Annotated in this window: 25 protein-coding genes; 8 read left to right on the forward strand and 17 right to left on the reverse strand. The window is 45.0% G+C overall.

All coding sequences use genetic code 11. The features are described from left to right. Positions 1 to 263: 263 nt before the first annotated feature. The 3 genes from DYADSP32_RS27310 to DYADSP32_RS27320 all read right to left on the reverse strand — a co-directional run bounded on the left by DYADSP32_RS27310 (position 264) and on the right by DYADSP32_RS27320 (position 3,171). A complete protein-coding gene (locus DYADSP32_RS27310; protein ID WP_149239794.1) occupies positions 264 to 788 on the reverse strand; it encodes a ferritin in 525 nt (174 codons plus the stop codon). A gap of 117 nt (positions 789 to 905) precedes the next feature. Next, positions 906 to 1,289, reverse strand: a complete 384-nt coding sequence (locus tag DYADSP32_RS27315; protein WP_414618097.1) for a hypothetical protein — start codon at positions 1,287 to 1,289, stop codon at positions 906 to 908. Positions 1,290 to 1,497: 208 nt separating this feature from the next. Further along, positions 1,498 to 3,171, reverse strand: coding sequence for a glutamine--tRNA ligase/YqeY domain fusion protein (locus DYADSP32_RS27320; RefSeq protein WP_149239792.1), 1,674 nt, complete (start codon positions 3,169 to 3,171; stop codon positions 1,498 to 1,500). Between the two features lie 222 nt (positions 3,172 to 3,393). Here DYADSP32_RS27320 and truA point away from each other — a divergent pair, with 222 nt between their 5' ends. Beyond that, entirely contained in the window at positions 3,394 to 4,146 is a 753-nt protein-coding gene (truA, locus tag DYADSP32_RS27325) for a tRNA pseudouridine(38-40) synthase TruA (RefSeq protein WP_149239791.1), read from the forward strand. Here the strand turns inward: truA and DYADSP32_RS27330 are convergent. The 5 genes from DYADSP32_RS27330 to DYADSP32_RS27350 form a co-directional block, all read right to left on the reverse strand. Further along, positions 4,127 to 4,900, reverse strand: a complete 774-nt coding sequence (locus tag DYADSP32_RS27330) for a DUF1835 domain-containing protein (protein WP_149239790.1) — start codon at positions 4,898 to 4,900, stop codon at positions 4,127 to 4,129. The two genes, truA and DYADSP32_RS27330, sit on opposite strands and share 20 nt — an antisense overlap. Before the next feature lie 145 nt (positions 4,901 to 5,045). Continuing rightward, complete coding sequence (locus tag DYADSP32_RS27335; RefSeq protein WP_149239789.1) at positions 5,046 to 6,641, reverse strand: aldehyde dehydrogenase (NADP(+)); 1,596 nt, start codon at positions 6,639 to 6,641, stop codon at positions 5,046 to 5,048. A gap of 115 nt (positions 6,642 to 6,756) precedes the next feature. Continuing rightward, positions 6,757 to 7,719 carry an AAA family ATPase gene (locus tag DYADSP32_RS27340; RefSeq protein WP_149239788.1) on the reverse strand — a complete coding sequence of 321 codons (963 nt, stop codon included), beginning with the start codon at positions 7,717 to 7,719 and terminating at the stop codon, positions 6,757 to 6,759. Between the two features lie 81 nt (positions 7,720 to 7,800). Next, positions 7,801 to 9,171, reverse strand: a complete 1,371-nt coding sequence (locus DYADSP32_RS27345; protein ID WP_149239787.1) for a peptidylprolyl isomerase — start codon at positions 9,169 to 9,171, stop codon at positions 7,801 to 7,803. 67 nt (positions 9,172 to 9,238) lie between these two features. Next, positions 9,239 to 11,530: a peptidylprolyl isomerase gene (locus tag DYADSP32_RS27350; RefSeq protein ID WP_149239786.1), complete on the reverse strand. Its 2,292-nt coding sequence runs from the start codon at positions 11,528 to 11,530 to the stop codon at positions 9,239 to 9,241. Positions 11,531 to 11,875: 345 nt separating this feature from the next. Between DYADSP32_RS27350 and DYADSP32_RS27355 the strand changes: the two genes are divergently transcribed. Next, entirely contained in the window at positions 11,876 to 12,352 is a 477-nt protein-coding gene (locus DYADSP32_RS27355) for a hypothetical protein (protein WP_149239785.1), read from the forward strand. A gap of 23 nt (positions 12,353 to 12,375) precedes the next feature. Here the strand turns inward: DYADSP32_RS27355 and DYADSP32_RS27360 are convergent, their stop codons facing one another. The 5 genes from DYADSP32_RS27360 to DYADSP32_RS27380 all read right to left on the reverse strand — a co-directional run bounded on the left by DYADSP32_RS27360 (position 12,376) and on the right by DYADSP32_RS27380 (position 18,112). After that, positions 12,376 to 12,786 (reverse strand): VOC family protein, encoded by a 411-nt coding sequence (locus DYADSP32_RS27360; protein WP_149239784.1) that lies wholly within the window; start codon positions 12,784 to 12,786, stop codon positions 12,376 to 12,378. Between the two features lie 76 nt (positions 12,787 to 12,862). After that, entirely contained in the window at positions 12,863 to 14,053 is a 1,191-nt protein-coding gene (locus DYADSP32_RS27365) for an acyltransferase family protein (RefSeq protein WP_414618098.1), read from the reverse strand. A gap of 262 nt (positions 14,054 to 14,315) precedes the next feature. Next, positions 14,316 to 16,034 (reverse strand): GMC family oxidoreductase, encoded by a 1,719-nt coding sequence (locus DYADSP32_RS27370; protein ID WP_149239783.1) that lies wholly within the window; start codon positions 16,032 to 16,034, stop codon positions 14,316 to 14,318. Between the two features lie 191 nt (positions 16,035 to 16,225). Further along, entirely contained in the window at positions 16,226 to 16,825 is a 600-nt protein-coding gene (locus DYADSP32_RS27375) for a gluconate 2-dehydrogenase subunit 3 family protein (RefSeq protein ID WP_149239782.1), read from the reverse strand. A gap of 231 nt (positions 16,826 to 17,056) precedes the next feature. After that, the gene (locus DYADSP32_RS27380) at positions 17,057 to 18,112 is read right to left on the reverse strand and encodes an acyl transferase (RefSeq protein WP_149239781.1); all 1,056 of its coding nucleotides are present in this window, start codon (positions 18,110 to 18,112) and stop codon (positions 17,057 to 17,059) included. Between the two features lie 132 nt (positions 18,113 to 18,244). Here DYADSP32_RS27380 and DYADSP32_RS27385 point away from each other — a divergent pair, with 132 nt between their 5' ends. From DYADSP32_RS27385 to DYADSP32_RS27405, 5 genes are all read left to right on the forward strand, one after another. Next, positions 18,245 to 18,457, forward strand: coding sequence for a hypothetical protein (locus DYADSP32_RS27385; RefSeq protein ID WP_149239780.1), 213 nt, complete (start codon positions 18,245 to 18,247; stop codon positions 18,455 to 18,457). 28 nt (positions 18,458 to 18,485) lie between these two features. Continuing rightward, complete coding sequence (locus tag DYADSP32_RS27390) at positions 18,486 to 18,638, forward strand: type II toxin-antitoxin system PemK/MazF family toxin (protein WP_414618186.1); 153 nt, start codon at positions 18,486 to 18,488, stop codon at positions 18,636 to 18,638. After that, positions 18,611 to 18,784, forward strand: a complete 174-nt coding sequence (locus DYADSP32_RS27395; protein WP_414618099.1) for a type II toxin-antitoxin system PemK/MazF family toxin — start codon at positions 18,611 to 18,613, stop codon at positions 18,782 to 18,784. Before DYADSP32_RS27390 ends, DYADSP32_RS27395 begins: the two co-directional genes overlap by 28 nt. 81 nt (positions 18,785 to 18,865) lie before the next feature. Beyond that, positions 18,866 to 19,384, forward strand: coding sequence for a hypothetical protein (locus DYADSP32_RS27400; RefSeq protein ID WP_149239779.1), 519 nt, complete (start codon positions 18,866 to 18,868; stop codon positions 19,382 to 19,384). A gap of 48 nt (positions 19,385 to 19,432) precedes the next feature. After that, positions 19,433 to 19,954 (forward strand): hypothetical protein, encoded by a 522-nt coding sequence (locus DYADSP32_RS27405; RefSeq protein ID WP_149239778.1) that lies wholly within the window; start codon positions 19,433 to 19,435, stop codon positions 19,952 to 19,954. 173 nt (positions 19,955 to 20,127) lie between these two features. On the opposite strand, the gene DYADSP32_RS27410 is transcribed toward DYADSP32_RS27405, so the two are convergent. After that, on the reverse strand, positions 20,128 to 20,580 hold the full coding sequence (locus tag DYADSP32_RS27410) for a hypothetical protein (protein WP_149239777.1): 453 nt from the start codon (positions 20,578 to 20,580) through the stop codon (positions 20,128 to 20,130). Between the two features lie 178 nt (positions 20,581 to 20,758). After that, positions 20,759 to 22,054: a sensor histidine kinase gene (locus DYADSP32_RS27415; protein WP_149239776.1), complete on the reverse strand. Its 1,296-nt coding sequence runs from the start codon at positions 22,052 to 22,054 to the stop codon at positions 20,759 to 20,761. Between the two features lie 270 nt (positions 22,055 to 22,324). Here DYADSP32_RS27415 and hemA point away from each other — a divergent pair, with 270 nt between their 5' ends. After that, entirely contained in the window at positions 22,325 to 23,584 is a 1,260-nt protein-coding gene (gene hemA / locus DYADSP32_RS27420) for a glutamyl-tRNA reductase (RefSeq protein WP_149239775.1), read from the forward strand. A gap of 495 nt (positions 23,585 to 24,079) precedes the next feature. Here the strand turns inward: hemA and DYADSP32_RS27425 are convergent, their stop codons facing one another. Together DYADSP32_RS27425 and DYADSP32_RS27430 are read right to left on the reverse strand one after the other, a co-directional pair. Further along, positions 24,080 to 24,895: a ferritin-like domain-containing protein gene (locus DYADSP32_RS27425; RefSeq protein WP_149239774.1), complete on the reverse strand. Its 816-nt coding sequence runs from the start codon at positions 24,893 to 24,895 to the stop codon at positions 24,080 to 24,082. 25 nt (positions 24,896 to 24,920) lie between these two features. Then, on the reverse strand, positions 24,921 to 25,604 hold the full coding sequence (locus tag DYADSP32_RS27430; RefSeq protein WP_149239773.1) for a ferritin-like domain-containing protein: 684 nt from the start codon (positions 25,602 to 25,604) through the stop codon (positions 24,921 to 24,923). Positions 25,605 to 25,853: the final 249 nt, after the last annotated feature.

Here is a 25,853-nt window from a genome sequence, read left to right on the forward strand (position 1 = left end):
TTCTGATTGGTGATCGGGCTGCGGAAGTCGGATTTGGCCGGATGTCAGCAGCACCTCAAAATTGCCGGAAATGAGTGGGAGCGGAGATGACCTGAGCCTGCTAAAACTATGACTTTGGTCAGTTTCCGTTATGGCTTATTCAAATGAGGATGAAGAGATATTTTAAACACCATGTGCGAAGCACAAATAAGAACTTAATTAAAAACAAAAAAGGCCGCACAGTGCTGTGCAGCCTTCCTTAAAATGATATCTGGCAATTATGATTACTCGTCAGAACCTATTTTGGCAATGGCTTTGTCTATCTGATAGCGTCCGGTACCATCCTCACCGATCACATCGAAAAGTTCAACAGCGCGGCGTGCGTTGTCTTCTTCTTCGATTTGTTCATTCACAAACCATTGAAGGAAATTTTCGGTTGCATAATCTTCTTCTCTGCGGCTCTGTGTAACAATTCTGTTGATGGCATGCGTTACGCTGATCTCGCTTTGCAGAGCCGCTTCAAAAACGCTTCTGAAAGAAGCGAACTCCTGCCTCACCGCCGGAACTTCAGGAGATACCGCAGTACCGCCTACGGTCATGATGTAATTGAATATCTTCATCATGTGCTCCCGTTCTTCGCCGGCTTGCTTTATAAAATATTTTGCGCTGTTTCTGTATCCGTTACGGTCACACCAGGAAGCCATCGCCAGATATTTGGACGAAGCTTCTGCTTCCATTTTAACCTGACTGTTCAAAAGTATCTCTATTTCTTCCTTCAAGGAAGTGCGTGCTCTAAGTAGGTCTTTCATGATCTATGTAAAATTTTATGCTTTCGTAATGATAAGCACAAAGATCACAGGAAAGTTCATCACTACAAGCGGATACGTCAAATTTGGAATTGGTCTAAAATGAAGGGAATCAGCTATTTAGACTAGTTCTGATTCTTGATAAATAAGCTCATGGAGCAGGGAGTTCAGTTCTATGGCGAAGTGGGTTCCGTTGATTAAGTCCCGGAGCTGGATCAGTTCGCAGAGCGTTAGTTTGGCATATATGTTCAGCTGAGGGGCTTCAACAAACTCATAATCAGATTCATCCGACAGGTCGAAAATCCGGCTGCGGATATCTATTTTGTTAACGAAACGGCGAAAATTGAGAAAGTCCTGGATGCGGAATGAGGCTTGAATTTCACTGAAGTGAATCACAATTCTGGAAGTAACATCACACTGAAAACTGTAACCTTTGGAGGTGCTGAACAATTCATTCGGGTTATTCACTGCAAGCTGGTATAAATCGTGGAAATCTTTCCGCAAAGATAGGGGCAAACTTTGTTTCAGGCAAGTTTATTTAAAAGCATTCTAATTATATTTAGAAGAAAAATTTCATTTCCATGGAAACTTGATTTTTATTTCCATTTCTGAGGAAGCAGGTGTGGGGATCAGCAATAAAGCAAAAGCACGCAGTATATCCCCTGCGTGCTTAGCGTAGAAACGTTCTGCTTTTTCGAGAACCCTTTGCTACTTATTTTTCCCCAGCTTTTGCCCAGTTATCTCTTAAGGTCACGGTTCTGTTAAATACCAGTTTGTCAGGCGCACTATCCTGATCCAGCGCAAAATACCCCTTGCGTAAAAATTGAAAGGATTCACCTGTGGTTGCCTCTATCAGGGCGGGCTCGGCATATCCGGTAATCACATGGAGGGAGTCAGGATTGATGTAATCCTTAAAATCGCCCTCTCCGGAAGTTGGATCCTCCACGGAAAAGAGCCTGTCGTACAGCCGGATTTCAACGGGAACTGCATGAGCGGCAGACACCCAGTGCAAAGTTCCTTTAACATTAATTCCTGTGGCATCCTGACCACTCTTACTGTTTTCGATAAAGGAGCAGTGTACTTCTGTAATTTCCCCATTTTCGGCTTTTACAAAGTCGTCACACTGAATGATGTAGGCACCTTTAAGCCGCACCATTTTGCCCGGGGCAAGCCTGAAATATTTTTTGGAAGGCGTTTCCATGAAATCCTCCTTTTCGATGTAGATCTCACGTGTAAGAGGTATTTCCCGCATGCCGGCAGCAATGTCCTCGGGGTTATTTTCGCTGTGGCAGATCTCCGAAATTTCTTCCGGGAAATTGGTGATCACCACTTTCAACGGATCCAGTACCACCATTCTGCGAAGCGCTTTTTTGTTCAGATCTTCCCGAACACAAAACTCCAGCAAACCCACATCAATCATGTTTTCCCGTCTGGCAACACCGATCCGGTCACAGAAATCGCGGATACTTTCGGGCGTGTAACCGCGCCGGCGAAGCCCGCTGATCGTCGGCATCCTGGGGTCATCCCAGCCATTTACATGTCCTTCCTGCACCAGTTGCAGCAGTTTTCGTTTGCTGGTAATGGTGTAATTCAGGTTTCGGCGGGCAAACTCATATTGATGTGACGGATAAATCTCCAGCTTGTCAATAAGCCAGTCGTATAGTTCCCGATGCGGTACAAATTCGAGTGTGCATATCGAATGGGTTACATTTTCAATGGAATCACTTTGACCATGGGCAAAATCGTACATCGGATAAATACACCAGGCATCGCCCGTACGGTGATGGTGTGCATGTTTGATTCGGTACAGGATGGGATCACGCATGAGCATATTCAGATGTGCCATGTCAATTTTGGCGCGGAGCGTTCGGCTTCCATCCGGGAAGTCGCCGTTCTTCATCTGTTCAAAAAGGGATAAGTTTTCCTCAATGCTCCTGCTGCGGTATGGGCTGTCTTTTCCGGGTTCGGTGGGAGTACCCTTCAATGTGGCAATCTCTTCGGAAGTAGAATCGTCAACATACGCCAGATCTTTTCTGATCAGCGTTTTTGCGTATTCATAAAGAGTATCGAAATAATCAGAGGCGTAAAGTTCATTTTTCCATTCAAAGCCCATCCAACGGATGTCATTTTTAATGCTTTCTACATATTCCGTATCCTCAGTGGTAGGGTTTGTATCGTCAAAACGGAGGTTGGTATAACCCTGAAATGTTTTGGTCAGCCCGAAGTTCAGGCAAATACTGGATGCGTGTCCGATATGCAGATAGCCATTAGGTTCCGGTGGAAACCTGGTAATGATTTCTTTATATTTTCCCGCTTGCAGATCGGCATCAATAATTTCTTCAATGAAATTTAAGCTTTTCTCTTCTTTTTTCTCTTCCGTAATCATACCGTACTGAAAATATTATCAATGGTCAAAGTTAGCTTTCTTCCGGTCAACCCGGAAATATTTTAGACTCTTTACGCAAAATGTAGTTTTAATTTTATTTAGTACCCTCAAATTCATATTCGCAAAAATGACCAATACTTGACTCACAACGAATTGGAATGGACCAGGTTTGTATTAAATACGTGTTAGCTAATTCCTTGCTGTTGTATTAAATTCGCCCCCATGCGTTATTTTATCGAGTTCAGTTACAAAGGTACGGCCTACAATGGCTGGCAAAAGCAAAATAATTCCCTTGGGGTTCAGCAGGTGCTGGAAGAAGCAGTAAGTAAAATTCTCAGGCAAACCGTTGAAATTACCGGTAGTAGCCGCACGGATGCCGGTGTGCATGCCGAACAGCAATTCGCCCATTTCGATTTTACGCCGGAGATTGCCGATCTGGAACGTTTTGTATACAGTCTGAACGGGCTCATACCTTACGATATCGCAGTCCGCAGAGTGATACCCGTCGGGGATGAACTTAATTCCCGGTTTGCAGCCACCCACAGGCGTTACGAGTACCGGATTACCCGTTTCAAAAATCCATTTCTGATCAATCAATCTCATTTATTACGCACAGAACTGGATATCAAGCAGATGAATGAAGCGGCCGCACTGTTGCTGATTCACAATGACTTTGAGAGTTTTAGCAAGATTCACACCAATGTCAACAATTTCAGATGTACCATCACCGAGGCAGTTTGGTATGAAGAGGGGGATATGCTTATTTTTTCAGTTCAGGCCAATCGATTCTTACGCGGTATGGTAAGGGCTGTGGTGGGAACACTGGTAAATGTAGGCTCCGGGAAAATATCTGCCCATGATTTTGAACAAATCATTTTATCCAAAAATAGAAAAAACGCTGGCGCACAGGCACCGGCAGAGGGGTTGTTTCTGGTGGAAGTAGGCTATCCCGAATCTATTGTGCCGAAGAGGTAGAGCGATCCAGTTTTTTAAGCAATTTCTCCACCTGCCAGTCTCCAAAGCCATAAATTCCTTCACGACGGCCGAACTCTGCGAAAATGGTTTTGAAATCCGTAGTGTCGAGTTCTTTCATAATGGTTTTCAATGCATTCTCAGGTCTGCCGGAAACGCCATCCGCCGAAAACCGATCCAATTGCGCTTTTATTACCTCTGGAAGTAAGGGGAAGTTAGCGGATGTACCTGCAAGTTTTGCCAGACCCATTCGGTCTTCGCTTTTGTAAGTTTCCCAAAGCTTTGAAAGTAAGCGTAGTTCCTCAGGTGAAATTTTTTGTCTGGTCTGGTATGCATCGGCCAGCCCATTTATTCCCAGAGCGCCAAAACCGCCCCAGTTTGGCTCACCATTGGTCAATGGCGGTTTTATAAGGTACATCGTGCAGGAATCTGCCACCTGTAGCAAAAGTGATGCGCAAAACCAGAGGTTAACCTGGCAGAAAAGATCTTCTTCAAACCATAAATTTATTTCGGAACCGGCAGGTATAGTAAGGATTTTTTCAAATTCTGATACCACATCCGCGAAATAGGAGTCTTTGCTTTCGTTGTATTCCGTAGCGATAAACTGCGCTCTGGTCTCCCAGAATTTAGGCAGATTTTCGCCGGTAAGTGGCCCGTCAATCAGGCATTCCCGGGCCACGATAATCTCTCCGGCTAGAATTTCAGGAAAAAAATCATACAGTGCATCGCCGTTGAGAATATGGTAAGTTCTTGACATGGTTAATGGGCGGTTGGCTATCAGCGGGCGGTTATTGGACTGGATATGAATCTTTTTGGGTTTCGTAAACACTGCCTTTGTGGCTGGCTTTGGGCAACCGTTAGAGGCCTTACATCACAGCTGACTACTTAACTCCTTATTTCTTTTAACTTCTTATTTTTTCCCGGCTCAGTTCATTATTTAACAGCCTGTATATGCCCAAGGGATTGTCGTTTTTCAGCTCATCGGGTAGGAGGGCATCCGGCCAGTCCTGATAGGATTGTGGCCTTACAAACCTTAGGATTGAATGACGTCCGACGGAGGTAAACCGTGCATCGGTTGCGGAAGGAAACGGACCGCCATGGTGCATGGATGGGCACACTTCCACGCCCGTAGGAACTCCGTTCATGATAAACCGGCCACATATTTTGGACAAATCTTGAATCAGATCCAGGTTTCGGAATGCTTCATCCTGTTCGGCCATCAATGATGTGGTTAATTGGCCCTGAAGCGTTGAAACAGCCTCGTGCAGCTCCCGGGTATTTTCACAAACGATCAATAAGGAAAATGGTCCGAAGACTTCTTCATGCAGTTTAGGATTGGCTATAAAACTTTTACCACGCACACGTGCTACTGAAGCTTGTGACTGGGTTTCGAGGCCTGAACTTTCAGTAGAAACAGCAAATGCATCTACGTCACTCTGGTTAAACACCTCCTGTCGTAATTTGTAAAAGTTATTACAAATCCCTGCAGTAAGCATCGTAGCGGGCGGTGTCCGGAGAATTTCTTTTTTATAATTTTCCTCGAACAAATCCAGACCTTCGGTTTTGGTTACAAAAATAAGCCCCGGATTGGTGCAAAACTGACCGGCACCGAGTGTTACGGATGCAGCAAGTGTTTTCGCAAGTTTTATTGCATTTTGTTTAAGATATTCGGGGAGTACCACAACCGGATTGACGCTTCCCATTTCAGCAAATACTGAAATCGGTTCGGCACGTTCCTGAGCCAGTTTATGCAAAGCCATTCCCCCCCTGATTGATCCCGTAAATCCTACGGCCCTACTCACAGGATGCTTCACAAGTGCGGCGCCCACTTCATACCCGTCATCATAAAGCATGGAAAAAACACCATCCGGCATGCCGGTTCTTTTGGCGGCGGCCACAATGGCCTGTGCGGTGAGGTCGCAAACGCCGGGGTGCGCGGGATGCGCTTTTACGATCACAGGATTGCCAGCGGCCAGCGCCGGACCCGTATCCACGCCGGCAACAGAATAGGCAAAGGGGAAATTGCTGGATCCAAACACGACAACGGGACCGATAGGGATGAGTTTTTTTCGGATATCCGGCTTTGGCAGCGGTGTGCGATCTGGCATGGCCGTGTCAATGCAGGCCTCTACCCAGGATCCTTCCCGAAGCAAGTCGGCAAATTGTGTCAATTGATTGATGGTCCTGGCGCGTTCTCCCTGCAATCGTGCAATAGGTAGGCCTGTTTCCAGACTGGCCCGCTCAAGTAACTCATCACCTGCAGCCAGTATTTCGTCACATATCGCACAAAGGAAGTCGGCACGTTTGGATGGTGCTATTTGGGAATAGCTGCTGAAGGCCTTATCAGCCAAAGCCGTTGCCCGATTTACTTCTTCCAGGGTTGCCGCATGAAATTGTTCGGGAAGCCCTGATCCGGAAGCAGGTACGTATGATTTGAAGGTGCGGGGGTTTTCTGAAGATACGGAGTAACCAATGATGTTTTTTCCCTGTATAGCCATTTTGATGGGGGTTAGAAAAAAGTGCTAGTACTGTTGAATATGAGGGGTGGAAAAAATTTGTGCCGCATCATCGCTGACCGGCACAAGTTGGGAATTCTTTAAAAAAAGTCTGGCGCTAGACCAGACGTGCAATAATGTCATCCACGGATATTCCTTCTGCCTCTGCTTTGAAATTACGGATAATTCTATGCCGCAGTACAGGTAATGCAACGGATTTTACATCTTCAATGTCGGGCGAATATTTTCCTGAGAGCAGTGCGTTACACTTGGCGGCAAGGATCAATGCCTGCGAGGCACGTGGCCCGGCTCCCCACTCCAGGTAATCACTGGTGTCTTTGCCACCCAATGCTGACCCTGGCCTTGTTTTATGGACAAGTTTAACGGCATATTCAATCACATGATCCGTGACCGGAACTCTGCGCACCAAATGCTGAAAATCCATAATCTCTGCTGCGGAAACCACTTCCTGAACCTGATACCGAGCATCGTTGGTTGTACTTTTAACAATATTTACTTCTTCCGCATAAGAAGGGTAGTCGAGCTGGATCATAAACATGAACCTGTCGAGTTGGGCTTCGGGAAGCGGGTAGGTTCCTTCCTGTTCAATCGGGTTTTGTGTTGCCAGAACGAAGAATGGCCTTTCAAGAGAATGTTTTTCCCCTGCGATGGTTACCGAATATTCCTGCATGGCTTCCAAAAGAGCCGATTGCGTTTTGGGAGGTGTCCGGTTTATTTCATCTGCGAGGATAATATTCGCAAATATCGGTCCCCTGATAAATTTGAAATTGCGGTTCTGATCCAGTGTTTCAGATCCCAGAATGTCAGACGGCATTAGGTCCGGGGTAAACTGGATACGGTTGAATTTCAGGTCCAGTGAAGAAGCAATGGTTTGGATGAGAAGCGTTTTTGCAAGTCCCGGTACACCCACCAACAGGCAATGGCCCTGGCAAAAAATCGCAGTCAGTAATTTTTTTACAACTTCGTCCTGCCCGATGATGACCTTACCTATTTCAGCTCTTATTTTATCGTAAGCTACTTTCATAGCCTCAGCTGCTTCAACGTCCGATGAGTATTTCACAATAGCTATTTATGGTTGTAATTCCTGATAATTGAGAGTGATGATCTTATAAGTGCTACCGGAATGATCTGTCAGCCCATTCTAAATGTCGTCAGCCGAGGCGAGCCCGAGTATACTGCAATTTTTGAATTCGGGTTCAACGCTGATAAACACATCGCCTTGCGCCTTTTTAAACCATTCTTCCAAAGCATTATTGCGCTTGTTGTTCAGCACGATCTGGGCCAGCTTTTCATAATCTTCCTTCAAATTAGCGGTATGCGGTTCTGATTTACTTTTATACCAGATAATCCGCATTGCACTGCTACCATCTTCCATCCTATATGAAATGGGTTTACTGTATGAGCCCACCTTCATGGTGTCAATGGCAAAATAAAGCGCCGGATCCATCGAGGCATCAAGCGTAAGACGGGAGATTCCTGTTTGGGGATCTGAAAGAAGTCCTCCTGTTTCAGAAGTTAGTTTATCTTCGGAGTTATTCAGAGCTGCTTTCGCAAAACTGAGCGTATCCTTTTCGATCAGTACTTTGAGGCTATCCAGGTATTTGGTGGCAAAAGTCATGTCGGTACCTTTGTTGTAATCCGGCCGCAACAGAATGTGACGTGCATGGTACTCGGCACCCCTTGTTTCAATCAGTTTGATCAGGTGAAAGCCGTATTGTGTTTCAACGATGTTGGATAGCTCGCCAGGCTTAAGTGCCAGTGCAGCTCCCTCAAATTCGGGAAGCATTGCGCCACGTTTGGCGAAGTTCAGATCCCCACCATTTTTTGCAGAACCCACATCCTCCGAATAAATCTGTGCAAGCATGGCAAAGTCTTCCCCTTTTTCAGCTTTCGCCTTCAGGTCCAGCAACTGGTTACGTAATTTTTCTTTTTGTTCCTGGGTAACCGTGCCCTTACGAACTATATGTCCGATTTCTACTTCGGCCGGAATGTAGGGCAAGCTGTCCTTGGGAATGGAATTAAAAAATTTTCTTACGTCACTGGGGGTAATCTTCACGTTCCCGGATATGGTACGTTGCATTTTTTCTATAACCTTTTGCTCCTTCACATCTTTTCGAAGTTCTGCTTTCAGGTTATCAATGCTTTTACCGTAGGCTTCAACAATGTTTTTTTCAGAACCAAACCGTTGGATCATATAGCCCATTTTGGCGTCCAGGTCATTGTCTACCTCCTTGTCTTCTACCATGACCGAGTCAATTTCAGCCTTGGCCAGGAGTAACTTGCTGATGATCAGGGATTCCAGAATCTGGCATTTTTCAGGTGCTTTCTGACCATTCTCTTTGAATTGTGCTAGACGTTCCAGTAATTCTGAATTAAGTATGTAGTGATTATCTACACGCGCGATGATTTTATCGATACTGATGCCCTTCTCACCTTGTGCAAAACCTAATGAGCTCATTCCCAGGCAAAGGATAACGGCGCACTGAAGGGCAACGACTTTCTGTATTTTCATTTTTAAATTAATTAATCTTTTAGGCAGATCAGGAGACCTTTACGTCTACGGAAATGCTAATTTACGTTTAACGCTTAATTTTATCTAATTCTTGTTCATTCACTTTCACCGGAAACTTCTGCTGCAGTTTGGCCAGCCATTGTTTTTCCAATTCTTTCTGGTATTCGTTGATTACCGTACCTCTTGCTTCGTTAAAGGTTTTAACCCTGGGTGCTTCTATTTTCTCGATCATGATCCAGCGGCTGAACCCGTTTAACGTTAGCGTTTGTTCACCCGTCACCCATTTTGCCTGATTCAATAGTGCATTGTTTTTGGCGAAATATCCATCGTTAATGCTAACGGCATCGGGTGTCTGCGAATTATAGACTTTCTCCACATCTTTTTTCGATTGGCTAAAAAACTGGAAACCGACCCTTCTGTTTCTTTCGGGCTCGACAGCCTGCCGAAATGACCCGTAATCTTTTTCTATGATACGGATGAGCGAAATCTTTTTGGCAGTCAAAAATTTAACGACGTTTCTGATCCGGGTTGCTGATAGTTGTTCGGACTCCTTGGGCATACGATAGCCTGCAATTTCCACCATGTAATCAGGGTTTCTTTCCAGAATGATCAAAAGATCGTTGAGCTGCTGCATCTGCTCCTTGGGAATGGCTGAACTTCCTTCGGCAAAAGTAATTTCAGGGGTGATTCTTTCCAGCAGATAAGGACTTTTCAATAAGGTCTTCCGAATCCGGTTCACCGTCTGCGTATCAGGTGCGGTCACGATGGTAGCCAGCGCGCGTTCGGGATATTGGTAGCGGGTTGGGTTTTGGGAATATAGATTTTTCTGACCAACAGAATCTGACAACGCACGCTGCCAAACATTTTCCTCCATCACCTGTGAAAGCAGTACACCCTCCTTTATTTCATTGATCAGGCTCCGGAACTCCGGCGACTGCTCTTCCAGGTGGTCTTTTTCGTACTGAACCAGTTTGTCGTTTAAGTAGTCGTTGTAATAGCGTCGGAAAATAACCGATGGTGATGAATCGCCTGGCCGAACCTGTTGCCGGGTTTTTACATGCTTTAAAAACGACAGCGCGTCATAACTTTGGGTTTCAATAGTGAAAAGCACACTTTGTGCCCAATCCGTGCTAACGGGTTTTTGATAATCCCATCGGGCGTTGATAAGGGTGCTGTCCGCAAGAGGTGCCACAAGCTGCCACTGGTCGGGAAACTCAGTAACCTTCAGTTTTTCACGCAGGCGTTTGGCCATCATTTGTTCCAAAACCTTACCGCGGGAATCTGTAACGACCTTTTGCCTGATCATGGACGATAAATTCGCATATGGCTCCAGTCCCTTTTTTTCCAATAGCTTCACAATATGCCATCCGTAGGGACTCAGGATGGGTTTGGAATAACTATTGACCTTTGTGAGTGAAAATGCGGCTTCTTCAATTTCAGGTGTCATTTGTCCCACACCGAATACAGGAAGAATCCCCTGATTTTTGCTTGATTCTTTATCATCAGAATAGGCTTCAGCGATTTTGTTCCATTCCTGGCCGTCCTGAAGTTTCTCATAAGCTTCCTGAATTCTGGCGGATGCCTCCTTTTTATCGGTTTCCGTTGACTTATTATCAATGCGGGTCATGATGTGGGCTATTTTTACACTACCGCGGTTGGCGCGTCGATCGGTCACCTTGATGATGTGATACCCTGCGCGGGTACGGACAGGCTGTGAATTCTTGCCGACTGACAGGTTGTACATGACCGTCTCAAAGGGATACAACGTTTGAAATACGGTATTGTACCCAAGATCGCCTTTGTTTTTAGCGGCAGTGGGATCTTTGGAGAACTTTGCAGCTAAATCTCCGAAATCAGAACCTTCTTCCAATCGTCCACGCATGGCTATGGCCGCACGGTAACCCTGCAGTGTGTCGGCGGGGGAGGCATCCTCCGAAACCTGTATCAGAATATGTGATGCCCGCACCTCCTGCTTCATCCGGTTGTATGCTTCCATGGAAAGTTTTTCAACCATGGCCTTGTCCACCAGAAAGTTTTTAGCGAGTTGTTCCCGATAGGATGCAATTTCTTCTTTATAATCCGATGTGGTATCGCGTCCATCTTCCCGGGCCTGAAGTACTTTTAATTTCAGGTCGGTGTAAAGGGGAAGATATTCCTGAGGTGTGAGCCCCCTGGCAGAGTCAGTAGCGAACTTGTTTTTCGAGTAAGATTCCTGGAAGTCTTCTGCGGAGAATTTTTCGTTACCAATTTCAATCAATGCGGCCGGTTGCTGGACGACCTTTTGTACGGGTGGTTTGGTCTTACAGGAACTGACTGCAGTCAAAAAAAACAGAAAAAAAAGCAATCGGGTATTATGCATAGAATACTGAATTTGTAGAAGAGGGAACTGTGGTTCTACCTCAAATTTCATTTAACGTGTCATGGTTATCTTCTTTTATGACCAACAAAGTTATGCTCTTTACTTAGAGTATAAAAATAACATCTCGGGATTGCACACATTGGGCTCAAATATACGCATCCTTGATTTCGGTTCCCCCTGATTGATCTACGCATAAATGTCTCTGGATGTGACATCCGGAGGGCATTAATTCTATAATATATGTAAATTTCCCTGTATGAGCTGTAAATATTTTTTTAATCGTCGGAATTGTTACTTCCCGGCACAGTAATTGTGATAATAACGCCATACTCAACATGTATTGCGATGAATAAGAAAGATTTGAACGGGGGAGAGTTGGTTTTGAAAATCAGCTCGCTGTGGCATGAACAGAAACGGCGGGAGATTCTATATCTTCTGGCGTTGCAAAAGGACAAGATGGGTTCTTTACGCAAGATGCTCACACAGGGGCATTTCAGCGCTATTTTATTTCAGAAAGAGATCAAGACTGTATACGATTATTTCAAATGTCTTTTGAATGATAAAGAGCTGGATGATAGGCTCGTAATCAACGAGCTGAGGGAGAATAGCCTGAGAGGTATGGAAGAGAAGGAGCAGGTGATGGGTTACCTGAGTAAGATGGAAAGTGGGATGTTAAATTCGTATCGGTCATTGCATACTTATTTGGATCGTGATTCGGAGACCAGGCGGATGATTGATGCGCATTTGATCCGTATCACGGAGTTTTATGAAATTTTATCCAGTCAGGAGGCGGTAAATAACGATCGTCTTAGGGCTGTCTAGGCTGGTCAGATTTTAGGTGTTTGCTATATTGTTTGAGGAGGATGATTTTTTTCGTATAACTCAATAGGAAGTCCGTCGGGATCAGCGAAGAAGGTAAAACGTTTACCGGTAAATTCATCAACCCGGATGGGCTCGGCTTCAACATCTTTGGATTTCAGATAGGAAATGGAGTCTTCAATATCATCTACCTCAAAAGCAATATGCCTCAATCCGGTTGCTTCGGGACGCGATGGTCTTTCTGGCGGGTTGGGGAAGGAGAAGAGCTCGATGCAGTAAAGGCCATTCAGTGAGAGATCAAGTTTATAGGATTCTCTTGCCTCGCGATAAACCTCTCTTTCTATGTTAAAACCCAGCACCTCCGTATAAAAATGCTTCGAAACGTTATAATCAGCACAGATAATGGCGATGTGATGAATTGATTGCAGAAACCTCATGCCCGACTTTTTATTTGAAAAACTAACTTTTTGATCATTACCGCTTTTGTTCTACCCAATCAAAATCGAATGGCGTCTATATTTTGATAAAGATTTTCTTTTTATACATCCAGTTCAGAATCCACCATTCTACGAGAAGAATGATTGCTCCGCTCACCAGGGTGCGGTAAGCTTGTCCGAAAATTAAATTATAGTCCGGTCCGATGTGGATACGAAATGAGTCGGCAATAAAACTGTCAATGGTGTGGGCAATGATGTAAGCAGCGATAGAATTGGTGCCCACCACGATGAGCCAGTAAAACCAGGATTTCCACCCTTTTACATCAACCAGGTAATAAAATCCAGCCAGCAATACAAATGCCCATCCGCCACTGAACAGCACCCAGGCCGGGGTCCAGATTCTTTTCACAATGGGGTTGATTCCCAGCAGATCCAATGCAAGCCCGCTGGCAAACAGGATGGCAGCGGTGATGAGGAATCGTTTGATCAAGAGAGTCGAAATGGTGGCATTCTTTAACCATTGTCCGGCGATTAATCCTAAAACCATCGTGCCGAGGGTCGGTATAAAGCTCAGCGTGCTGTAACCTCCACCATTAAAGCGAAAGGAGGTGGTGCGGGGGAACAGATTCATAAACCAACGGTCAAACGCCCAGGCTGCATTGGTGTTCTTGTTCCAGTGCGCAGCGAAACCCTGCAGGTTATGCTGCCAATCGGCCGTGACATTTGTTTCTGCCCAGTCGAAATAGGGGCCTGGTGTTGGATACAATGCAAAAAGTACACCGTAGCCCACCAGGATCGCAGCCAGTGCTCCCCATTGGATACGCTCTGAGGCGAAACCAAGTGCAAAAAGGAACGGATAGCCAAGGCCAATCTGGGTAAGCGTATCTTCAAAAGTAAAATTTGTCTGATCGGCGTGCATAGAGCGCAGGAAAATCCCCAGCAGGATCAAAATCAGTGATCTTCGAATCGTATGAAACCACATGGTGCCGGTGTTCTGGTGCTGACTTGCCCTGCTGGCCATGGAGTACGGGAGTGCTACGCCCACCAAAAAGGAAAATGAGGGTTGAATCAGGTCGTGCAAAGAACAGCCAACCCAGGGAACATGGCTTTGATGAAAATCTAAAAATGCCCAGAACTTACTGGATGGAATTGCATCTGCAACTTTGCCGAAACTCAGTACTTCGGCCATCATTAAAAACATCACAAATCCGCGATAGGCATCTACGGACGAGACACGCTGTGGTGCCGGAAGTGAAGAAGTTTTCAAACTTGTGGTTGGTTATAAGGACAAAGGTTGGTCTATGCTATAGGGTAGTCTGGCTTCATTATACCGTTGATTACCTCAGAATACCGATATCTGTAAAAAACGGGCTATCTGAACCATAAAGCAAAAGCCTCGCAGATTTTACCTGCAAGGCTTTTGAAGTTAATTCCCAACTATTTTTGCTAGTGAGCCCCAAAGAGCCAATGACCGATGATGAACAAGTCTTTTGAGTTCGGTTGCATGCATGCCGGACTGCAGGGGTAATCTAAATATTCATCTTTTTAAGCTCTTTCACAGCATGATCTGCGGCGCGGGCGGTCATGGCCATGTAAGTAAGTGATGGATTGACGCACGATGCCGATGTCATAAAGGCGCCGTCCGTTACAAAAACATTCTCCGCACCCCATACCTGGTTATATTTATTGAGAACCGAGGTTTTGGGGTCATTGCCCATTCTTGCCGTTCCCATCTCGTGAATACCGATTCCGGGGTGTTTGGATTCGTCATTATAAGGCGTTACATTTTTCATGCCCGCAGATTCCAGCATTTCGGCCGCATCGTTCATCATGTCTACCCGCATTTTTTTCTCGTTTTCACCGTATGCCGCATCGAATACAACCTGGGGAAGCCCCCATTTGTCCTTGTCTGTTGCATGCAGCGTGAAGCGATTTTTTTCGTCGGGGAGCATCTCACCAAAACCCTGAATATTCATTGTCCAGCCACCTGGTTCCGATAGTTGCTTCTTGAAGTCCGCTCCAAACCCGTCCATGCCTGCTCCGCGTCCCCAGCTTTCGCGGCTCGCGCCACCCTGGTAGCCGAAGCCCCGTACGTAATCCCTTTTGTCGGTTCCCCAGTTACGGTAACGTGGTATATATATTCCGTTCGCACGACGCCCGAAATAGTATTTGTCTTCATATCCGGGTGCTTGCGAACGAGCGCCCACGGCCAGGTGATGGTCCATGATGTTACGTCCCAGCTGATCACTTTCATTGCCCAATCCATTTGGAAACCGTTTGGATTTTGAATTCATCAGGATTGAAGCTGAGGCAATCGCTGAGGCATTCATAAAAATGATCTTTGCATAATACTCCTTGGTTTCAAGTGTATTCTGATTGATGATCCGAACACCGGTCACCTTTCCAAGTTTGTCATCATATATGACTTCCGATACGATGGAATCGTTGATCAGCGTCAGATTACCGGTTTTCTGAGCAGCCGGAAGTGTGGAGGATTGGGTACTGAAATAGGCTCCGTACGGACAGCCCCTCATACACATGTTCCGGAACTGGCATGCTGCACGTCCTAATTCGGTATGAAAAGCCTGAGGCTGGGTCAGGTGGGCAGCACGGCCCATGATGATGTGCCTGCCTGCAAATTTCTTTTCAATCTCACTCTTTACATCTTTTTCAACACAGTTCATCTGCATAGGAGGGAGGAATTGTCCGTCCGGTAGTACGTCCAGTCCGTCCTTCGCGCCGCTGATCCCCGCAAATTTCTCCACGTAATCATACCAGGGTGCGATATCATTGTATCGGATGGGCCAGTCTACACCAATCCCCTCTTTAGCATTGGCCTCAAAGTCGGCCGGATTGAGCCTGTAGCTCTGCCGCCCCCAAAGCAAAGAGCGCCCGCCCGTGTGGTATGCACGGATCCAGTCAAACTTGCGTGTTTCCTGGTAGGGATTTTCTTTATCATTTTCAAAAAGGTAGCGGTGTTCTCCGTTAGCCGTATACCCTGTACGCATCCCTGCCCAATATTCTTCTTTGGCTACCGAAGTTACACGCCCGCGGTGATCTATTTCCCAGGGTGCCAGCGTGGCAGTCTTATAATCAGTAATGTGTTTGATGTCCCGCCCTCTTTCCAGCATGGCCACTTTTAATCCTTTTTCGCACAATTCTTTGGCGGCCCATCCGCCGCTAATACCCGATCCCACTACGATGGCATCGAATGTGTTTTGTTTTGTTGCCTTTATGTTCAGATTCATTGTGAATAATTTTTCAGAATAAATATTTGACTTTTAACCAGTAAGAAGAAAGTAGCTTTTAGCGATTAGCCATCCGCCTTGTTGCCTGTAATGAGACAGATGATCTTTGAAATCTATAGCGGTTTTTCCTTCCTCTCCTTCCTCCTTCATTCATCTCTCCATTCTCCTTTGTCGAACGCGACCCATTTAGATTACATCGCCCAGGCCTTTTGTCCAGGTTTCAGGTCAATGCAACCATCATACCGACCTGGTACCGGTACATATTCCAGTGCTTTGGTAGCCCCCTCCTCGGATGTAAAGTATCCCAGCAACGTGAGTTCCTTTACCAGACGGAAGAATGGTACACCGGGGTCGGTATACTCTTTGCCAGCTTCTGTGGCTTTCTTTTTTTCTTCACCAGTCTTGGCCATGTCTTCCTTTGCCGTTTTTTCCATGGCGGTGAGCAAGGTAACTTGTTCGGCAGGAGAGGCCTTCAGGAAATTTTTACCTTCCAGCTCTTTAAGCCCGGCTGCAAAACTGTCCTGATCTTTTGCGGCATAACAGTCCTTAAGCATCATCTCGATAAACTCACCCACTTTGGCATCCTTTGCTCCTGGTGTATCCGTTTTTGGAATAATTATCTCCGCTATCTCCGCCACAAGGTTTTTTTGTTCTGCTGAAAATGGAAAAGCAATTCCGCCCGAAGTCTCATTTGCGGATTTACAGCCCTCAAGAAAAGCCAGCATGGTGGGGGCAGAGATGGCACCACCCATCAATAGCGCCACGCGGCTAAGTGCATCACGTCTTTTCATTTTATTCACTTAATAAGGTTAGCAATCAAAAATGTAAAATTACATTAGATTAATGCAATTTGAATAGATATGCTAATTTAGAGAATAATCTGTTTTTTGGTTGGTTAGAACAATTCTATATAATGAAGATGGAAGATAAGATTTTGTAAATCAATTTATTGCAGTTCATTAAAAAGGCATTAATGTGGTAGCCTTAAATGAGGATATTCAGTAATCGGCACAAATAAGGGTTCAGAGCGCCATCAGATTGCATCCCCGGATATCCGAATTGTCGAACCGGCCCATGATATAGAAGGTGTCGGGTTCTTCTCCGAACCTGCCCAGGTCCTGTGTTTCAATGAAAGAACAGCTATCCAGATTGGCCAGGTCCACCACATTGATACCTCCTGTTTTTTTCAGGTTCATTCGGTGGTCGAAAATGGAAAAAGGATCATTGACCTCCCGCAATAAAATACGCATGGTAAAACCCGGTGAGAACAAGCCATCCCCCTTTGAATAGCTCTGCGAAAGGAGCTCGGTCATTCCATATTCTGAATGGATTCTTGCGACTCCGAATTGCTTTGTTAAGATGTCGTGCACTTCTTCCCGGAGGAGCTCCTCCCGGCGTCCTTTCATGCCACCTGTATCCATAATCAGTAAATTGTCTATCTTTTGCAGAAACGAAAGGTCGTAGCCGCTTTCGGCCAGGTCCAGCAGGGCAAAAGTGACACCCATAAGCAGAACGGGTTTGCCATCCTGATTTTCTGCCAGGTACTGCAACTTTTTAAGCATTTCCTCCGTGTTCTTTAAATAAAATCCTGAGAAATCGGACGCGGTCTGATCAATAAAATGACGAATCATATACACCAGCGAGGAGTTGTTTCGTTCAAGATAAGAAGGCAGAAGGGCAAGCAGGTGGTACTGGCTTAGTTCGCCGTATTGTTGCTGAAAGATGCTTGTGGAGATGGTTTTGTAGAGCGGAGCATCGTGGAGTTGATGGCGACTGGTGTTGGTACCACTTGTTCCGCTGCTTTCAAATGTAACCAGTGGCGCCAGCGATCCGCCGGTTCTGATCAAATGACTTTTGAAGAATTGGATCGGAAGAAAGGGAACCTCCGTTAAGCGCTCTATTCGGTTCACGTCCGTTTTACGATAGGAAATATATTCTTTGTAAGTAGGGTTTTGAGCTGCCTGGTACCGAAAAATTTGCATGGCGAGTTCTTCGAATTGCCCCGCTGTCAATGCAAGTACCTGTTGTCTCAGTTCGGAGCGGATTTCGGCAGGGTTTTTGTTGCTTGGAAGTTTCAATACTGTTACTTTCGTAAAAAAGGAAATACAAATTTACGGGTTATGCAACCAAATTGCGAGTGATTGTGTCATAAAATGGTCAAGGTAGTGTGTGGTATTGGAGTAAAGATTCAAATTTAATTTATTAGGATCATGCAAGTTGTGGATATTGTACAAGAGATTCAACGACTTCCCCTCGATACAAAAATCTATGTGATGGAGGAAACATTAAAGTCAATCAGGAGCGAAGCGGCTGAAAGGCAGATTAAACTCGCAGCTGACATGCTTTATGAGCATTATGCAAATGATCAAGAGTTAACGGCATTTACTTCGCTTGATCTCGAGCGTTTTTATGAAACAAAGTGAAATTTGGCTCAGTGATTTGGATCCTACAATGGGAGCTGAGATTAGAAAAATAAGGCCGGCAATCATAGTGAATGACGACAACCTGGGCAAATTACCACTTAAAATTATTGTTCCCATTACGGACTGGAAGGATCACTATAAATTGCACCTTGGATGGTCAAAATCGAACCTGATGAGATAAATGGACTTAGTAAAATTTCTGCTGCTGATTGTTTTCAGGTACGTTCTTTGTCACAGCAGCGACTTATTAAAAAATTAGGGTATGTGGATGTCGGAATCGTAGCAAAGATAAAATTGGGTCTCATGCATGTACTGGATTTGTTCTGAATGGGTCAATGGAACTTACGTGATTTGTTGTCATCTATTTTTTTAGTATTCAATCAAAGTAGCCGCTTTGCGGTAATGAAAATGAAATTAAACATTTGCTTATTTTTTATTTTTGCGATCGGAATGGCAGGTTGCGTGGATATTCCGGATTTCGGTGATGCCCCCAAGATCTATTATAACAGTATCCAGCAATACACCATTTTGGATACTGCCGGAAATAAGTCAGAGGAAAAGGTTATCATCACCATTGACTTCGAAGATGGTGATGGGGATCTTGGAACGACTTCTGAGGATCGTGGTGATACCATTAAATACAAGGATTGGGGTAATTACGAGTTGGTAACCATAACCAAACAGGAAGATGGTAGCTGGACAGAGGCCATAAGATCGGAGGACGCGAAAAAGTTTATGCCAATTTTAAAACCCGACGGCAAGCCGGGACCCATTAAAGGCAAGCTGGACTTGAATACTACGTTCAAATATTCGAGGAGTGCAGTCCCGATTACCCTTAAGTTCAAGGTTCGCATCCGTGATCGGGCGTTTAATGTGAGCAATCAAACTCCGGCATCTGACTCTGTGGTCGTTCCAGGATTTAGATAGGCATAGCGCTTTTATGTGTAGTCTGTAAAGATTGTTAAAAAACAAATTATGGTACGCCAGCTAAATCTTGCAAATTTAATCATCCTCTTGGCTGTAAGCCTTTTGGGGTGTATTAAAATTCCGGATATTAGTCATACACCCAAAATAGCATACAATGGAATAAAACAATACACCATCTTTGATTCTGCCGGAAGGAAAATTACAGAGAAGGTTATACTTACTATTGACTTTGAGGACGGAGACGGAGATTTAGGAAACACGGCCGATGAGCGTGCTGGTGAATACGAAAATCATCCAAACTACGAACTGGTAACGTTGACCAAACAGCCAGATGGTTCGTGGTCGGAGAAGATACGGAATGAAGACATTCCTAAATGGATGCCCGTTTTAAAGCCAGATGTTAAGGCTGGGCCAATAAGAGGAAAGTTGGATTATAATTCCTCCTATCCATATGGCAATTCTACAGTTCCCATCACACTGAAATTTAAGATTAGGATCAAGGACAGGGCGTTGAACGTGAGTAATCAAATCATGGAAACAGATACCGTGGTGGTGCCAGGGTATTTGTGAGTTCTGCGACCCTGACATTAAAACAGTGCGTCCAGCCAGGTGAATCTTCTTCTGTATTCCTAAAACAATTTTGTAGCGCCTTTTGCTGAATTGATCGCTGCCTTCTTGGCAACGATCATTCAATGACTTTAATCGTTCTGCCGATGGCGGGAGCGGTTGAGCCTCCCACTCACTCAATTTGCCGAAGCAGCGATCACAAGTACGGCCACCAGGTTTACACCGAATCCGATTCCCCAGTTTTTCCATACTTTACCTGATTTGATTTTCTTGGCTTTGCTGGTGTAGCTGTCGTAGTATTCTTTTTTCATAAACAGTTTGGCATCCGGGTAGTCCAGGTTTTCTATCTTGGGTGCGGTGGCCGAGCAGGCGATGGCCGGGATTAGCCCCACAAGCGGTGATAACAAGCTAGCGAAAAGTGTACCGGTAGCGGCGCCTTTGTACTTCTTGTAATTTGCCTCGGCATCGGTATGTCCTTTTACGTACAGATCCTGCGGCGAGAGCGCCTCCTGAAAGTGACTGATGGAAGCCGGGCCCTGCACCACGATGGACGAATCACCGGGAATGGTTTGGGCAAAGCTGTAAAATGATAGGAACAGTAAGATGAGTAGGGGACAATGTGTTTTCATTTGGATGGAAGGGTAGTTTGAAAAAATACAGTTGAGGATCCAAATTTTGCAACCTTTTGGTGACATTGCAAATGTTTATGGAAAATAAGTTTTACCTATCGTATATTCCTCATACCAAAGGGTCTTTGAAACAGAAAATTGCTGTCTTTTTAGTTTATCTAAATTTGTAACCTGTTGCCTATCTGTCCCCCTCCATCTCGTCAATTATCTTCGCATTCAGCACAATACGGAAAGTAGTGCCTTTTCCCACTTCGGAGCTTTTTACGAAAAGTTTACCGGAATGGTAATTTTCGATGATCCGTTTGGCAAGGGTAAGGCCAAGTCCCCAGCCCCGTTTTTTTGTGCTGAATCCCGGGTTGAAGATTTTACTGGCATTGGCCTTGGTCATGCCTTTACCGGTATCGGCTATATCAATGCGGATTTCTTTGGTGAGTGGCGGAGATTGCAGTGTAATGTTGATCTCGCCAATGCCGCCCATGGCATCCACGGCATTTTTACAAATATTCTCCACCACCCATTCAAACAGGTTTTTGTTTAGCAGCGCGGTTTGTCCGTCGGCCAGCTGGTTGAATACCTGAAACTTCACCTTGGTAGAAACCCGTCTCTGCAGGTAAGTGATAAAGTTGGTGACAATGTCGGCCACGACCTCTTCTTTCAGCGTCGGGGTAGAGCCAATGTTGGAGAAACGTGTGGTAATCATTTCCAGCCGGATCACATCTTTTTCAATCTCTTCGGCGATGGACGGATCAATGTTTGGGTCGCTTCGGAAATACTCCACCCAGGCCATAAGTGAGGACAGCGGAGTTCCGAGCTGGTGTGCAGTTTCTTTGGCAAGTCCCACCCACACCCGGTTTTGTTCGGCTTTCCTGGCAGAGCTGAATGCCAGATAAGCCAGATAGCCGATCAGTAGCATCACAGAGAGCTGCAGGAACGGGTAATAGCGAAGTTGTGTCAGCAAAAAGGAATTGCTGTAATAGATGTATCCGAAACGGCCCTCGGATATCTGTACCGGAATAGGCGGATGTTCCGTTTTCATTTCGGCAAGGATATTTTCCTTAATCCTTTCCTTTTCCCGTCTCGATGCACTTTCAGGTATATCGAGGTTGATATCCAGGCTTGCCAGGTTGTTCTCATCCACGTAGATGGCAGGTATTTTATAGAATTTCAGCGCATCCTGAATCACCATGAAAATTGTATTGAAGTTTTCATCGCCGGGTGTACTGATTACGGACCGCAGCGCTTTGGCATACAGCTCTACTTCGCGCTCCTCCCGTTCTTCCAGTTCCTGCACAAGCAGATCGGTATAAAAGAGCGATCCTATACTCAGCACCAGCAGGATAATTCCGATCACATATTTGTAGGTCCCTTTTTGCCCGTAGGTGTCCAGCAGCGAAACCCTGAGGCGTTCACTATTCAATAGTGCAGCAGGGTGTATGCGGAACCGGGGCTTCTTTGGCTTTGTTTCTGATGGCATAGTCGTGGTCCATGCACCTCACGCAATGGTGGGAGCTATTTACAAATAACGTAAAATTATTGCTGTTAGTGGATTATTTCACTTTTTGATTTGGGTATAGATCAGCCAGAAAACTGACTGAGGTCATTTATCCGGATGATAAAGTGGGGGAGATTTACATAAATCTTGGCGAGGTTATTTATATGATTTCTAAATAAACAATCCGTACCGGGCCAGCGTTCTTTATGTAAATTTTGTGGCGTATTTTTGTTACTCGAATTCAAATCAGTGATGTATAATTATTTCAAGTCAATAAGTTTATCACACCGGAATGCACCTCTTGCCATCAGGGAACAACTGGCTTTGAATGAGGGTAGTGCGAAGGGAATCATGCTTCGGTTGAAGGATTTCTTTGAAATTACCGATGTACTTGTTGTATCTACCTGCAATAGGACCGAAGTATATTATTCATCAGCAGAAGACCTTAACGATGAGATCATTAAACTGCTTCTGATCGAAAAGGGAATATCGGATACGGAACCTTTTCAGAATTATTTTGAGAAATTTTCCCGGGGAGCGGAGGCCGTTCAGCATTTGTTTGAAGTAGCCACCGGGCTACATTCGCAGGTGGTGGGTGATATGCAGATCCCCAATCAAATCAAGCATGCTTACCAGTGGACGGCGGACCTGAATCTTGCCGGGCCGTTTTTGCACCGACTTTTACATACCATATTTTTTGCCAATAAAAGGGTAGCGCAGGAAACGTTTTTCCGCGATGGCGCTGCTTCCATATCGTACGCAGCCATAGAGTTGCTGGAAGGCCTCATGCCCAATCCTAAAATTCTCGTCGTGGGACTTGGGGAGATTGGCAAAGATGTTTGCCGTAATCTGGCTGGCAGGCCGGGAGCGGAGGTTACTATACTCAACCGCACCAGAAGTAAAGCGGAAGAACTAGGGCAGGAGCTCGGATTTAAAATTGCCGATTTTGACCAAATAGAAGAGGAGATTGCCAACGCAGACATCATCGTCACTTCGATTGCGACCGAAGAGCCGTTTTTCACGAAAGAAATGATGGTGCGTTTGAGAGGCATGTCATTTAAGTATTTCATAGATCTTTCTGTACCAAGAAGTGTGTCTCCGGAAGTGGAAGAGATTCCTGGTGTGATGCTGTATACAATTGATGCAATCAGGTCCCGTGCAGATGAAGCGCTGCACCGGAGGCTGGAAGCAGTACCACATGTAAGGGAGATTATTGATGAAGCCGTGACGGAGTTTAACGACTGGTCAAAGGAAATGATCGTTTCTCCTACGATCCAGAAACTGAAAGGTGCACTGGAACAAATCCGGAAAGAGGAGCTGACCCGGTTTACTAAAAATCTTTCCGATTCCGAATTGGAAAAAGTGGAACGCATCACAACAAGTATGATGCAAAAAATATTAAAACTACCGGTACTGCAATTGAAGGCAGCCTGTAAAAGAGGAGAGGCAGAGACCCTCATTGACGTGCTCAATGATCTGTTCAATCTAGAAAAGCAGCGGGAAGCACACTGACTCACAATTTTACTGATGTGACACTGCCCTTGGAACCGAATGGTTGCAAGGGTTTTTTTGTGTTACGATATTGGAGGCTAAGGGTGGATTGCCTATCAAGAAAAGAGCGGGCTGCATTTGCAGCCCGCTCTAAGTATTACCTTACCCTCCACAATAATCTTTAATGTTATTTATTGACAAAAATCAATTTTTATATCAAAAGTACAGCTTTATGGCCTGAATAAAATGCACTGAAACTCTTTTTCCGTACAACATTTTTACTCTGCTGCTTGCATATAAATACATACGTATAAAATCATCAAACAGATTCGTGATGCGGAAAAAAACTTTAAAATTTACCGCATTTTCTTTTTTTGCGAATTAAATCCTAATTCAATTTATTGAAAATGAGTGAGATACTGAAAGTTTGTTTTGGAAATATTTTTTTTATTTTTTTAATAAAGTCCTGCTCGGGTAAGTTACAGCAGGACTTTATCAAAAGAAACAGATCCGAGATTATTTTGTGAACAATCCGGCTATTTGTGTTACCTCCGGCACGGTCAGTACTTCATCGAATGCCTCGGAAGCAGCCTTGAACAAAGCGTCCTTCGGGATGCCGGCCATGTCGAAATCAAGCAGGTTCAGGCCCAGTTGTACTACCGTAGCTTCGCTGGTTGAACCTTTATAAACGGGTTCCGGAGATCCTTCATCGTTGGTAATCCAGCCTTTTATAGCCGGGTTGTTTCTGATTTTAGCCAAAATTCTACGTGATATAGATGCATGGCGCGCTTCCACTGAGTGAATTTGCAGTGCCACTTTCAGGAAAGGAAGATCCGCCATCTGCAAAAGGTCTCCGGCCCGTCCTTTGTATGCTCTTACGCCGGTGTCTTCGAATGCGTGAGAAAGAAATACAAACGTGTCAAAACTGGTGAATGCAGTTGGGAAGTTTTTTGTGAAGTTGAATTCAGGCTTAGCAATTTTTTTGTCTCCCAAAGCTCCTTCCAGCAACACCACGTGCTGCGTCTCATGCTTCCCGATCTGAGCAAAAACAGTCTTGTAAGGATCCATCACCAGACCACTCGTTGCATTGCCCATTTTGTAGAATTCATCTTCCAGATATTCCAGAAAAAGTGCATAGTTTAACACGTCAAGACCCGCCGTGGTCTGCGCATAGGCTTTCCCAAGCACAGAAGCAAAAATGGCTGGTGCTGCTACCGTTGCCATCCTGGTGCTGATGCGGTTCATGAAATGACGGCGTGAAGTATGTTTGATGCGATCGATGAAATCGCCGTCTACCTTTTCAAGGTTTTCAAGTATATTAAGAAAATTCATTTTGTTTCGGTTTTAAGGTTCAGAATTATGAAGGCAATTTACTTCCGTCCAGCTTGTCCATGATAAATGGTGAAACCGCCATCAAAATCTCGGAAGGGCTTTTTGCAAAATCCAGACCGCTTGGTGTGATCATGTCGTCCGAGAAATAATCTGTGTTGGGTTTGATCAGATCTCTGATCGCCGAGGCATGGCGTGCTTCAACAGAAACAATTTTACCCGCCGTAAGCAGAAACTTAACATCTTTAATCAGATTGCCCGCTCCATTGTAAGCAGCCACGCCTGTGTCTTCAAATACCTGTGCATACGTGAGCACGCTCGTTCTGTCGCTAAAGTTAACAGCAGAAAAATTAGGCATAAGTCCAGGAATAGCAGCACCTCCAAGGGCCTTTTTGAAAAACTCCCTGTGTATGATTTCATGATACATGATATCCGTCAGGATCGTTTTTTCTTCCATCGACATGTTGCCATAGGGGTTCTTTAAAACCGCTATATAGAACGCAGCTTCTAATTGTTCGAGTGCGTAAGCATAGTTAAGAATACCGATATCCCCCGAACCCAGGCTTATTCCTGGATCGACGTTATGGTCGTCCAGGGTGCAACCTGCGATCAGCGCACCGGTTGCTGCTGCCACACCGGCAGATCTTAGGAAGTAACGTCTGTTGACCTTGTCCAGCATGGGGCCATCAGCTTTTTGTAAGTTTTGATTCATAACCTGTGATAGTGTTTATTTAAGGTTTGTAGCGCTTTTGCTGCAAGACTTACGGTCAAAACCTGTTTAAAGATTTCTTGTGTCGGAAATAAAATATTCATAACTGCAGGTTATTAACCGGTAAAGTTGCATTCCCCCGATAACGTTAATGTATTACGTAGGTTATTGTTGGACTTTTGCAAGATGTGATTTTATGAAATTATTTTTTTAAAATGATCTTTGCTTCAACACATAATCGCCTGACCAATC

The sequence above is a fragment of the Dyadobacter sp. 32 genome (assembly GCF_902506755.1).
Classification (GTDB): domain Bacteria; phylum Bacteroidota; class Bacteroidia; order Cytophagales; family Spirosomataceae; genus Dyadobacter.

Bases quoted from the DNA above. Each gene is read 5' to 3' on its own strand.
- DYADSP32_RS27355 (WP_149239785.1), top strand. From the start codon at position 11,876: ATGAATAAGAAAGATTTGAACGGGGGAGAGTTGGTTTTGAAAATCAGC.
- truA (WP_149239791.1), top strand. From the start codon at position 3,394: ATGCGTTATTTTATCGAGTTCAGTTACAAAGGTACGGCCTACAATGGC.
- DYADSP32_RS27310 (WP_149239794.1), bottom strand. From the start codon at position 788: ATGAAAGACCTACTTAGAGCACGCACTTCCTTGAAGGAAGAAATAGAG.
- DYADSP32_RS27330 (WP_149239790.1), bottom strand. From the start codon at position 4,900: ATGTCAAGAACTTACCATATTCTCAACGGCGATGCACTGTATGATTTT.
- DYADSP32_RS27390 (WP_414618186.1), top strand. From the start codon at position 18,486: ATGGGAGCTGAGATTAGAAAAATAAGGCCGGCAATCATAGTGAATGAC.
- DYADSP32_RS27385 (WP_149239780.1), top strand. From the start codon at position 18,245: ATGCAAGTTGTGGATATTGTACAAGAGATTCAACGACTTCCCCTCGAT.
- DYADSP32_RS27375 (WP_149239782.1), bottom strand. From the start codon at position 16,825: ATGAAAAGACGTGATGCACTTAGCCGCGTGGCGCTATTGATGGGTGGT.
- DYADSP32_RS27370 (WP_149239783.1), bottom strand. From the start codon at position 16,034: ATGAATCTGAACATAAAGGCAACAAAACAAAACACATTCGATGCCATC.
- DYADSP32_RS27395 (WP_414618099.1), top strand. From the start codon at position 18,611: ATGGTCAAAATCGAACCTGATGAGATAAATGGACTTAGTAAAATTTCT.
- DYADSP32_RS27320 (WP_149239792.1), bottom strand. From the start codon at position 3,171: ATGATTACGGAAGAGAAAAAAGAAGAGAAAAGCTTAAATTTCATTGAA.
- DYADSP32_RS27345 (WP_149239787.1), bottom strand. From the start codon at position 9,171: ATGAAAATACAGAAAGTCGTTGCCCTTCAGTGCGCCGTTATCCTTTGC.
- DYADSP32_RS27410 (WP_149239777.1), bottom strand. From the start codon at position 20,580: ATGAAAACACATTGTCCCCTACTCATCTTACTGTTCCTATCATTTTAC.
- DYADSP32_RS27335 (WP_149239789.1), bottom strand. From the start codon at position 6,641: ATGGCTATACAGGGAAAAAACATCATTGGTTACTCCGTATCTTCAGAA.
- DYADSP32_RS27350 (WP_149239786.1), bottom strand. From the start codon at position 11,530: ATGCATAATACCCGATTGCTTTTTTTTCTGTTTTTTTTGACTGCAGTC.
- DYADSP32_RS27400 (WP_149239779.1), top strand. From the start codon at position 18,866: ATGAAATTAAACATTTGCTTATTTTTTATTTTTGCGATCGGAATGGCA.
- hemA (WP_149239775.1), top strand. From the start codon at position 22,325: ATGTATAATTATTTCAAGTCAATAAGTTTATCACACCGGAATGCACCT.
- DYADSP32_RS27360 (WP_149239784.1), bottom strand. From the start codon at position 12,786: ATGAGGTTTCTGCAATCAATTCATCACATCGCCATTATCTGTGCTGAT.
- DYADSP32_RS27405 (WP_149239778.1), top strand. From the start codon at position 19,433: ATGGTACGCCAGCTAAATCTTGCAAATTTAATCATCCTCTTGGCTGTA.
- DYADSP32_RS27415 (WP_149239776.1), bottom strand. From the start codon at position 22,054: ATGCCATCAGAAACAAAGCCAAAGAAGCCCCGGTTCCGCATACACCCT.
- DYADSP32_RS27430 (WP_149239773.1), bottom strand. From the start codon at position 25,604: ATGAATCAAAACTTACAAAAAGCTGATGGCCCCATGCTGGACAAGGTC.
- DYADSP32_RS27425 (WP_149239774.1), bottom strand. From the start codon at position 24,895: ATGAATTTTCTTAATATACTTGAAAACCTTGAAAAGGTAGACGGCGAT.